Consider the following 10,672-nt stretch of genomic DNA (forward strand, 5'->3'; position numbering starts at 1 on the left):
GCGCGAGGGGAGGGCCTTTCATGGGCGAGCTGACCAAGTTACCGAACATCGCGGGCAAGCTGGAGGCGCAGCTTAACGAGATCGGGGTTGCGACCGAAGCAGAACTCAGGCGCGTCGGCAGCCGGGAGGCGTGGCTGCGCATCTTATCGCGCGACCCATCCGCCTGCTTAAGCCGGCTCTGCGCGCTGGAGGGCGCGATCCGGGGCGTGCGCTGGCACCATCTGGACGATGCGGTGAAGGCATCCCTGAAGGCATTTTATCATGAACACAAGGAGAAAGGCGCGGGGCAATAGCGCATCCGATGATGGCGCGGCCATGGACGTCGACGCAACCGGCGGTTGCGGAAAACCCAACCGCCGGGTGGTGGCGGCGCGGGTCCGGGTGCGGTATGCTGTGTGCTGGGAGGGGATGGGTTTGAGAATCGATCAGAAGCTGAGCGAGCTGCGGCGTTCCAGGGGGCTGTCGCAAGAGGAACTGGCGGACGCGCTCGCCGTTTCCCGGCAGGCTGTGGGCAAGTGGGAGAGCGGCAGGGCCGTACCCGAGCTCGACAAGCTGGCGGCGCTGTGCGGTTTCTACGGGGTGTCGATGGACGCCCTCGTGCGGGAGGGCGAATGCGCCGAACGCCTCGTGCGCCTGGCCTCGCCCGAGCGGGAGGCGCTGGTTTCGTTTCTGCTTCGTGCGAAGCGCGCCTGCTACGCGGGCCACGGCGCGGAATGCGTGCCTTCGCGCGCTGCCTCGCACGACCTCGAATACCGGGAGGGTGAGCTGTATTACTACGACACCTATCTGGGCGGCGAGCGGTTCGGCGGCGAGGAGGCGCTGTGGGCGGGCGGCGCGAGCGTGTGGTGCATGAACTACGCGGGCAGGGTGCTGGCGCCTGGGTTCAACGGGGACTTTCTCAAGGAGGCGCTGGCCGCCGTGCCCCGGAACAGGCCGTTTCGCGGACCGCAGCTATATCGACGCGGCGCTTACAGCTACCACTGCCTGACGAACGGGGACTTCGACTGGTTCGAGGGCTATGAGGAGATCTTTTCGGAGGGTGAAAAGGTGTACGAGTGCCGCTTCCACGGCGGATGTATTGTCTAGGTAACCGCCGATCAAATCCCACGCGCGGAGGCGGCTGCCTTTGCGCCATCTTGCGCCTCAAAAATCCTCGACGTAGCGCCGCTACGCCTTCAGATTTTGCAAGCGCAATCTGACGAAAATTCAGCGCGCCACCGCACGCGTGCTTTAATCAGCGCTTACCTGGGTAATCGCTGACCGATTCGGCGGGCGCGCTGGAACGAAAATTATCTCGTCATCGCGGCCGGATTAATCAGCGTCTGCCCAAGATGTTTTACGCCTCGCAGGCGTGGTTATATACCCATCAGTGCCGCGCGAGTGCGGCCGCAATCCAATGTTCTGCGAGGAGGAATGTCTTATGAAATGGGTTTGCAGCATCTGCGGTTACGTGCACGAGGGGAACCAGCCGCCGGAATTCTGCCCGGTCTGCAAGGCGCCCGCCAGCAAGTTTAACCAGCTGGCCGGTGAACGCGTGTGGGCGGCGGAGCATGTCGTGGGCATCGCCAAGGGTCTGGACGGGCGCATTGTGGAAGGGCTGCGCCAGAACTTCGTGGGCGAGTGCGCCGAGGTGGGCATGTACCTGGCGATGAGCCGCGCGGCCGATCGCGAGGGGCTGCCGGAGGTGGCGGAGGCCTACAAACGCATCGCGTTTGAGGAGGCCGATCACGCGGCGCGTTTCGCGGAGCTTCTGGGCGAAGTGGTGACCGATTCCACCAAGAAAAACCTGGAAATGCGCGTGGATGCCGAGTACGGCGCAACTGCGGGCAAGATGGACATCGCCAAGCTCGCCAAGGAACTGGGCTACGACGCGGTGCACGACACCGTGCACGAGATGGCGCGCGACGAAGCCCGCCACGGCAAGGCCTTCGACGGGCTGCTGAAGCGGTACTTTTAGCGGTCCGCGGGCAGATTTCAAGACCCCTCCGGCGGGGCGGAGGGCTCCACGGGCATGCCCTGCCGCGCCTGATTCGGCGGTTCATTCCTGATGGGCCTTCGCCTGCCGGTCTTGCCATCCGAGACCGTGCGGGTCTCGATGATGAAGTCCACGCGCCGGTTCTGGCTGCGGCCGTCCTCGGTGTCGTTGCCGGCGATCGGCGAGAACTCGCCGTAGCCGACCGCGGAGAAGCGGCTGGGCGGTAACCCGGTCAAGTCCAGCAGCTGCCGGAGCACGTTGACGGCGCGGCTCGAGGACAGCTCCCAATTGCTGTCGAACTGCTTGTTCTTGATCGGGATGTCATCAGTGTGCCCCTCGATGCGGAACTGGGTGATGAAGTCCTTGTAGGCGATCAGGATCTCCGAGATCTTGCCCATCAGCGGCGCGGTATCCGGGTTGATGTCGGCGCTGCCGGTTTCAAACAGCACCGAAGACTTGACCCGGATCAGCAGCATGTTGTCGCCCATGCGGGTGAGGCTCAAGACATCGGACAGCCCGGCCTGCTTGATGTAGGCGCGAATGGCCTCGAACAGGTCGTTGAATTTCTCCCACACGTCGAGCGCAGAGGGCAGCGGGTCGCCGTTGACGTCAAAGGCCTCCTGCTCCTCCGGAATCTCGCCCTCGATCTCACCCGCATTCTCCCAATCATTTTCGGTTTGCGCATCGTATTCTCGAATGATGGCTTCCGCCTCGGCGATCTTGGCCTTGGCCTCGTCCGCCGCTTGCTTGGACTGCCTGGCCACCGCCGCTTGGTTCATCATCGCGAAGGAAAACAGCAGCACGAAGATCGCCATCATGTCGGTGATTAGGTCGGCGTAGCTGGATAGATAGCCTTCGCCCTCTTCTTCGTCGTCTTCAAGTTCTCTGCGTTCTTTCGCCATCTTACGCCGCCTTTCTCGCCTCCGCCCTGGCCTTGGGCTGCTTGCCGGGCTTGGACTTGGCGTCATGGGTCCGGGTAAGGCTAATCATCATCTCGCGGATGAGCCGCGGGTTCTTGCGCAGCCAGATGCCGATCAAGCCCTCGAGCAACAGCTCGCGTCGGCCGACCTCCTCGTTGTGCAGCAGCTTCAGCCGCTTGGAGATGGGCCCGAATATGACGTTGGCCAAGAAGCCGCCGTAGAACGAGGACACCAACTCGATCGCCATCATCGGTCCCAGTGTGGTGGGGTTGTCGAGGCTGGTCAGCATGGGGATCAGGCCCACATAGGTGCACAGCAGGCCCAGCGACGGCGCGGTGGCCACCAGCATATCCATCATCGCGCTGCCGCGCTTGTGGCGCTGTGACATGAAGTAGGTGTCGTCGTTGAGCGAATCCCGCAGCTGATCCTCGTTCGCGCCATCCAGCATCAGCAGTACGCCCCGCTTGAGGAAGGAGTCGTTCTCGTAGAGGTGGCTGACCGATTCCAGCGCCAGCAGGCCCTTGGCCTTGACTACCTCGTTAAGCGCCACGATGGTTTCGATGTCCGCGTCGGCGTCATGCTTCTCGACGGTGAACGCCTTGGCGACGACCTTGGGCAGGAGCTTGAGCTGCTGCAGCGGAAACGACGCGATCATCACGGCAAATGTGGTACCCAAGGTCATGTACAGCGAAGGCAGGTTAATGAACAGCTTCAAGCTGCCTTGCCCGACATCCAGACAGGCGTAGACGATCAGCCCGATGCCCAGCAGGTATCCGAAGAGGGCGAGGATGGAAAACTTGCTCTTTTTTCTCAACGATAAACCACCTCTTGCGATGCGCGTGAGACTCCCTCCTTGATATATCGGGCGTCGGTTACATCGTTTTGATGCGATTGGCATAAAGTTGGAATACAGAAAGGGAAAGCGGGACGAGTGCCCATATAGAGTAACATCAGGGGATGAGGAAGCGGAAAGATGCCATGAGCCCGGGAATCCAGGCGGCAAGGCGTGGAAATGGCGATGCTGGAGCGACTGGTATCGGGGGGCATTTGCTGCGGAACCGACGATTTCTCAGGACGATGCGGGCGCAGTTGATTTGAATCCCGCCGCCGGATAACTGCCGGCCACCGGACGGCCGGCCGATTTGCGAAAAGCCCTTAACCGTAGCAAGCGCGGTGAGGAGGGACTGCCCACGCATGTTACGAATTATCTTGCCGGCGTTTGCACCGGCGGAACCGGTACGACCGGTTCCGCCGGCAAACAGAGTCAAGCCAGAGCGGTCAGTTCGCCCTCAACATTATAAATCCGGCGAACATCCATTTCTGGGGCACAGGGACGGGCCGAGGAGCATCGCGGTCCAAATTCGGGCATGCGCGTACTCGTCACCAAGAATCGAGGTCAGTAGATAGCGAATTTGATTGTTTGGCGCGCACATCGCAAGCTCGGAGTATCTGCGAATCGCGCCGAGTTCGCCTTGGATTGCCGTCTCCACATCGTCCGCAAAATTGCCGGAAGCCGCAGGACAATCCGGCGGCGTAGAGATTGGCGGCGGGCAGATGCCCAAAAGCGAAGCCTGAAGCCGTGCGTGGCCGTATTCGTCCCCAACGATGCTCGTAATGAGCTCTCTCAAAATGGGGGACGGAGCCTCGTTCGCAATCTGTGCATAGAAACCGGCGTCGCAAATCTCATCAAGAATCGATTCTTCCAACTGTCCTCTATAGTCCTGGCACATATTGTTCTGGCTCATGATAATACCCTCTTCTTTCGACAATACTCGGGTTTTAGGGTTATTTGGCACATTGGACCACTTTTTGAACCCCATGCAGCCCGTAGCATTGTATTCCGTATGGCCTTGTTTTGTCACTGTGAGTCCCCGGTCAGAACGGTGTCAGGCCGACTTGTTTTGGACCCGGTCCAAAAACATCAACGGTACACCTGATGAACGTGAAGCCTTCGAAGGCTCCGAATGGGACGTCTGGAGCGGAGGGGCTGAAACCCGCAGGAGAAGCATGGTTTCAGGGGCCGCCTGAGTGCGGAGGATACGGCGAATACCGGCGGGGAGAGCGCGCAGACGCTGGCTGTGATTTGTTTACTCTGCTCCAAGCGCCGATATCCGATGGGCAAACAGGCGCAAAGGGAATCACTTATGCGCGTTGATCGGTCTTTCGGGAACCATCCACAGAATTCTTGCATATCTTAACCCCACACCCATCCCCATGACAAACCCCCTGCGACGCCTTTTCGGAGCCGGCGATCAGTGCGGATGGCTCCGGAGACATGGCGCTCTGGTAATTGTTGGTGTGCGGAAGCGCACTTACATTATCGCGCAAAATGTGTTAATATAGATATGCGGGGCTCATGTTCAAATTGATTCTGTTTCACAGATAAGAACCGGATACTCGGAAGGAGGCGGTGAAGAGCAACAAAGAACCGACGAACCACAAGTCGGAACAGTGTTGTGGCTGCAAATAAACGCGATCGGGAAGGTGGTCAAAATGTACCAGGTTGGAGATTATGTATATTATGGGGGCGACGGCGTTTGCCGAATCAACAAGATCGCAAAGCGCAAGTCGATTGGCGATGCAGAAGGTCGATTGTATTACACGATAAAGCCTCTGTGTGATACCTATGTAATCCATGCACCCGTCAATGGGGCGAAAGTCTTTATCCGCAACATCATCTCAAGGGAAGAAGCAGAGCGGCTTATTGATTTGATCCCCTCCCTGCAGGTGGAGACGTGCCATAACAAAGCGACCAATCAGCTTAGGTTGTACTATGAGGCCATGCTGAACACGCACAATTGCGTGGACTTAATCAAGCTAATCAAATCGATCCGTGCGAAAGGCAAGATGGCTGAGCGAAAGAACCGCAAACTAGGTGCCGTGGACGCTAAATATATGGTGCTCGCCGAGGACCTGCTATTCAGTGAGCTATCCGTTGCGCTCGACATGCCTATGGATAAGGTTCCCGCCTATATTGAGTCCAGACTTAATGCCACGGAAGAGCAGAAGCCGAATAACGACATCTGCCCTAAGGCGGATGATCCGCAATAGAAAGCCTAACCCTTGTTGCGCCTGTTCAGTGCGATGGTATGCACGGCTATTCGCCACCGGCAAAGAAGAAAGCGCGTGGAAAGTAATTTTCGCAATTCCTTGCCTGGCCGTCGTGTCGGGGGATCTGTGTTTGCTCGGCAAGCTTGACGATCAATAGAGCAAATCCGGGAACAACAAATCGGTCTGGCCGGGCACCGCAGACCAATTGGAGAGATCTCGACACGACCAACGAACGGACGAGACCGTCGCCGATGTCGTTTCCTCCATCAGCGAACGGCCTCGCAAATGCCCGGGCGCGCGCTCTCTCGCTTCTCTCGTTAGCTTTTGCATTTCTTGACAATCTGCCTTTGCCCTTGCGAATCCCCATGACGCTCACGCGGGGAGGGGCCGTTTCGCCCGCTCATTCCCGCAAAACGCCTGACGTACGCTTTGCGCCTGCGCATTTCGCAGAAACGATCGGACGAAAAATCATCTCGCCGGCCGCCGCCCGAATCAATCGGCGCTTACCCAGGTAACCGCTGATCAAATCCCACGCGCGGTGGCGGTTGCATTTTCGCCAGCTCGGGCCCGCAGAATCCTCGACGTAGCGCTGCTACGCCTTCGGATTTTGCAAGCCCAATCCGGCAAAAATTCCCCTCGCCATCGCACGCGTGCTTTAATCAGCGCTTACCTAGGGCTCGATCCTCACCTGCGCGCCCAGGGCCCGGAGCTTACGGTCGATCCCCTCATAACCGCGCAGGATGTAGTTGAGGCCGAATATCTCGGTTTCACCCTCGGCCATCAGCGCGGCCACGATCAGCGCCGCGCCCGCGCGCAGGTCGGTGGCGGTGACCGGCGCGCCGACCAGCTGGGCCACACCATCGACCGACGCGACGCGCCCGGATACCATAATGCTCGCGCCCATGCGTCTTAGTTCCTCCACGTAGCGGAACCGCGACTCGAAGATGGTCTCCGTGATCGTGGACGCGCCGCCCGCGGTCGATAAAAGCGCCGCCATCGGCTGCTGCAGGTCGGTGGGGAAGCCGGGATAGACCTGCGTCTTGACGTTGACCGCGCGCAGGTTGCCGTCGGCCCGGATGTGGATGCGGTCGTCGTCCTCGCCCACGTACACGCCCATCTCGAGCAGTTTGGCCGACAGCGCCTCCATGTGCGTCGGAATTGCACCGCAGATGGTCACGTCGCCGCGCGTCGCCGCCGCCGCAATCATCAGCGTGCCGGTTTCGATCTGGTCGGGGATCGCCATGTAGGTGGAGCCGTGCAGCGGCCGCCCGCCCATCACGCGGATGATGTCGGTGCCCGCGCCCTTGATGCGCGCGCCCATCGAGTTCAAAAAGTTGGCCAGATCGACGATGTGCGGCTCCTTCGCACCGTTGTAGATCACCGTGTTGCCGCGCGCGCTGACCGCGGTCAGCATGGTGTTGATCGTCGCGCCCACGCTCGGCATGTCGAGGTAGACCTCCGCGCCCATCAGACCCAATGTGCTCACCATCAAGGTGTTGTCCTCGAGCTTTACGTCCGCGCCCAGCGCCGTCATGCCCTTGATCGTCTGGTCGATCGGGCGCGCGCCGATGTCGCAGCCGCCCGGCATCGGCACCTCGGCGCAGCCGAACAGCCCCAGCAGCACCGGGGCCAGGTAGTAGGACGCGCGCATCTTGCATGCCAGATCACGTGGCGGGCTGTACTTGTCGACCGTCGTCGGATCGACGCGCAGCGTGCCGTCTGTAAACTCCACGCCCGCGCCCAGCCACCTGAGCATTTCGATGAGCACGTGCACATCCTCGATGTCGGGCATGTTTTCGATGGTGCACGGCGAATGCGCGAGCAGCGCCGCCGGGATCAGTGCGACCGCGGCGTTTTTGCCGCCGCTGACCGTCACCTCGCCCGCGAGGCGCACCCCCCCTTGAATCAAGAGCCTTTCACACATATCATATCGAACGCCGGCTGAGCCGGCCACCCCTCGGATAAATCATACCATTGGCATCGGCGCGAACCCATACCAATCGAGCATAGGAACGCGTTCATCAGGCGTCCGCGCTTCAATTCTATGTATTATAGCCCATTTTACCCGTGCAATCAAGTTAAGTCAAATCAGCGGACGGAAGCACAGTATACGGGCGTCGAACGGGTCGTCAACAGGCGATCGGACAGAAAGCTAAGCGGCGAGCGCCGGGGCGCGATTGACCCGTCAACGAATTCCCCATGTTTTGGTTGAAGCAGCCCACTTCTGATCCATCGACAAAACGGGTGGTTCTCCGCGTCTTGGCCGGCAACCAGCTGGCGCGGGGGAACCGCCTTACCTTATACCTCAGCACCGATAATCGTCGTCGATCTGCATCACCGCCCGATACCGTCCGTCGATCTCGCGCAGCCGTTCGCCGATTTCCTTGACGGCGCGTGTGCGCTCTTCAATCTTCATGTCACAGGGCACGGCCAAATCGAAGATCAGGTTGACGCGGTTTTCGCCGTCGGTCATGCGGAAGTCGTGGAAGGAGAACGTGGGGTTGACCATGGCGAGCACGGCGCGCACCTGCTCGCGCAGCCCATCGATCCGCTCGTCGTCCACCACGATCGGGTCCATGTGGATCACCGTGGGCACGCCGAGCGTGCGGAAGATGCGCTGCTCGGCGTCGTCGATGGCCTCGTGGATGCGCAAAATGTCGCCGTCGGCGCGCACCTCGGCGTGCACCGAGGCCATCGCGCGGCCCGGGCCGTAGTCGTGCACGATCAGGTCGTGCACGCCGATCACGCCCTCGCTCGAAAGCACCATTTGCTCGATTTCGCGCATAAGCTCGGGGTCGGCCTGGCCGCCCAGCAGCAGGCCCACCGTGTCGCGCGCGGTGTCGTAGCCGTTGTACAGGATCAAAAGCGACACCATGAGGCCGGCGACCGCGTCGATCGGCCAGGTCACCCACCGCGAGGCAACGGTCGCCGCCACCACCGCGCCGGTCACGAATACGTCGTTCAGGCTGTCCTTGGCGGTCGCCCTCATCACCTGCGAGTTGATAAGCGCGCCCAGCTTCTTATTATAATGGAACATCCACAGCTTGATCCCGATCGACAGCGTCAGCAGCACCATCGGAATCGGCTCGAACGAAAGCGGCTCGGGGTTGAAAAATTTTTCGACCGACCCCTTGAGCAGCTCGAAACCCACGAGCAGGATCAGGAACGACACCACCAGCGCCGCAATGTACTCGATCCGACCGTGCCCGAACGGATGGTCGCGGTCGGGGTGCTTGCTCGCCAAGCGCGCGCCGATCACGCCGATCAGCGACGAGCCCATGTCGGAGATGTTGTTGAACGCATCCGAAGTGATCGCGATCGAACCCGTCATCAGGCCGATCGGCAGCTTGAGCGCAAACAGCAAAAGATTGAGCGCGATGCCCAGCCCTCCCGCCAGTACGCCGTAGGCGGTGCGCGTGGCCTTGTCATGCACGGCCTCGGGGTTTGACACGCATTTGCGGATTAAGAAGCGGAGCATGAGGCAATCCTTTCTTGTCGCGTATTACAACAGCGGCACGCCCTGTTCTTTGAACTCGCAGACCAGCCCTTCCGGCCACACCGAGCACTGCACCTCGCCGATGTGGGCCTTGCGCAGCAGCAGCATGCACAGCCGAGACTGGCCGATGCCGCCGCCCATGGTCAGCGGCAGCTGGTCGCGCATCACCGCCTGGTGGAAATTGAGCTCCAGCCGGTTCATGGCGTTTGCCGCGCTCAACTGCGCGAACATCGAGGCCGCGTCCACGCGCACACCCATCGAGGAGATTTCGAGCGCGCAGTCCAATTCCGGATGGTAATAGATCAAATCGCCGTTGATCGCCCAGTCGTCGTAGTCGGGCGCTCGGTCGCCGTGAGGGCAGCCGTCAGCCAGCGGCCAGCCGATGCCGATCACGAAAATCGCGCGGTGCACACGCACATACTCGGCCTCGCGCTGCTCGGGCGAGAGGTTGGGGTACAGTGCCTGCAATTCGGCGCTGGTTATAAAGGCAAGCTCCGCTGGCAGCCGCGGCGACAGCTGCGGGTAACGGCTGTGCAGCACCGTCTCGGCCTCAAGCACCGCCGCGTGGATGCGCCGCGCGGCGTCGATCAAGGTATCCTGCGTGCGCTGATCGCGCGCAAGCACTTTCTCCCAGTCCCACTGGTCGACGTAGACCGAGTGCAGGTTGTCGGTCAGCTCGTCGCGCCGGATGGCGTTCATGTCGGTGTACAGCCCCGCGCCCACCGGGTATCCGTAGCGGCCCAGCGCGTCGCGCTTCCACTTGGCCAGCGACTGCACCACCTGCACCTCGTCGTCCGGCCGGTCGCGCAGGTCGAAACACACCTTGCGCTCGACGCCACTCAAGTCGTCGTTGAGGCCGGTCTGTCGGCGCACGAACAACGGCGCCGACACGCGCGTCAAATTGAGCGCCGCACCGATTTGTTGTTGAAAGCAATCCTTGAGCGTCTTGATCGCCTGCTGCGTGGTGCGCAAATCGAGCGCGGGTCGATATCCCTCGGGGCAAATGTGCCGGCTCATGGGGGCCCCTCCTTTATATATATGGAAAGAATGCCCCGATTATAGCACTGCTTGAAAGCGCGCGTCAAGCGGAAGCGGTCGCGGCGAGCCGCGATTGTTAAGGAAAAAAGAATTTCAAAAAACTCGAGAAAAGGGCTTGACACGGGGCACACAGTTTGATATAATTCCTTCTGTTGCCGCGCGAAACCTGAGGCGCAACGCCCGGTGGAAAAC

10 protein-coding genes are annotated in these 10,672 nt (G+C 60.7%); 4 read left to right on the forward strand and 6 right to left on the reverse strand.

Going from position 1 to position 10,672, the window contains the following annotated elements:
* The first annotated feature begins 20 nt into the window (after positions 1–20).
* The 3 genes from ACH6CV_RS17700 (at position 21) to ACH6CV_RS17710 (ending at position 1,957) form a co-directional block, all read left to right on the forward strand.
* Entirely contained in the window at positions 21–293 is a 273-nt protein-coding gene (locus tag ACH6CV_RS17700; RefSeq protein WP_456359547.1) for a TfoX/Sxy family protein, read from the forward strand.
* Complete coding sequence (locus tag ACH6CV_RS17705) at positions 262–1,086, forward strand: DUF5680 domain-containing protein (RefSeq protein WP_456359548.1); 825 nt, start codon at positions 262–264, stop codon at positions 1,084–1,086. The genes ACH6CV_RS17700 and ACH6CV_RS17705 overlap by 32 nt, the downstream gene beginning before the upstream one ends.
* A 334-nt stretch (positions 1,087–1,420) precedes the next feature.
* On the forward strand, positions 1,421–1,957 hold the full coding sequence (locus tag ACH6CV_RS17710) for an NADH peroxidase (protein WP_456359549.1): 537 nt from the start codon (positions 1,421–1,423) through the stop codon (positions 1,955–1,957).
* A 17-nt stretch (positions 1,958–1,974) separates the two neighbouring features.
* Here the strand turns inward: ACH6CV_RS17710 and ACH6CV_RS17715 are convergent, their stop codons facing one another.
* The 3 genes from ACH6CV_RS17715 to ACH6CV_RS17725 all read right to left on the reverse strand — a co-directional run bounded on the left by ACH6CV_RS17715 (position 1,975) and on the right by ACH6CV_RS17725 (position 4,640).
* Complete coding sequence (locus ACH6CV_RS17715) at positions 1,975–2,877, reverse strand: OmpA family protein (RefSeq protein ID WP_456359550.1); 903 nt, start codon at positions 2,875–2,877, stop codon at positions 1,975–1,977.
* A gap of 1 nt (position 2,878) precedes the next feature.
* Complete coding sequence (locus tag ACH6CV_RS17720; protein WP_456359551.1) at positions 2,879–3,709, reverse strand: motility protein A; 831 nt, start codon at positions 3,707–3,709, stop codon at positions 2,879–2,881.
* A gap of 481 nt (positions 3,710–4,190) precedes the next feature.
* Positions 4,191–4,640, reverse strand: a complete 450-nt coding sequence (locus ACH6CV_RS17725; RefSeq protein ID WP_456359552.1) for a hypothetical protein — start codon at positions 4,638–4,640, stop codon at positions 4,191–4,193.
* 748 nt (positions 4,641–5,388) lie between these two features.
* Here ACH6CV_RS17725 and ACH6CV_RS17730 point away from each other — a divergent pair.
* Positions 5,389–5,946, forward strand: coding sequence for a CarD family transcriptional regulator (locus tag ACH6CV_RS17730; RefSeq protein ID WP_456359553.1), 558 nt, complete (start codon positions 5,389–5,391; stop codon positions 5,944–5,946).
* Positions 5,947–6,616: 670 nt separating this feature from the next.
* On the opposite strand, the gene ACH6CV_RS17735 is transcribed toward ACH6CV_RS17730, so the two are convergent.
* The 3 genes from ACH6CV_RS17735 to asnA all read right to left on the reverse strand — a co-directional run bounded on the left by ACH6CV_RS17735 (position 6,617) and on the right by asnA (position 10,459).
* Positions 6,617–7,870 carry a UDP-N-acetylglucosamine 1-carboxyvinyltransferase gene (locus ACH6CV_RS17735; protein ID WP_456359554.1) on the reverse strand — a complete coding sequence of 418 codons (1,254 nt, stop codon included), beginning with the start codon at positions 7,868–7,870 and terminating at the stop codon, positions 6,617–6,619.
* 381 nt (positions 7,871–8,251) lie between these two features.
* Positions 8,252–9,424, reverse strand: a complete 1,173-nt coding sequence (locus ACH6CV_RS17740) for a cation diffusion facilitator family transporter (protein ID WP_456359555.1) — start codon at positions 9,422–9,424, stop codon at positions 8,252–8,254.
* A gap of 24 nt (positions 9,425–9,448) precedes the next feature.
* On the reverse strand, positions 9,449–10,459 hold the full coding sequence (gene asnA / locus ACH6CV_RS17745) for an aspartate--ammonia ligase (protein ID WP_456359556.1): 1,011 nt from the start codon (positions 10,457–10,459) through the stop codon (positions 9,449–9,451).
* Between the last annotated feature and the right edge of the window lie 213 nt (positions 10,460–10,672).

It is taken from the genome of Anaerozeibacter quisquiliarum (genome assembly GCF_051162045.1).
GTDB lineage: Bacteria > Bacillota > Clostridia > Christensenellales > Aristaeellaceae > Anaerozeibacter > Anaerozeibacter quisquiliarum.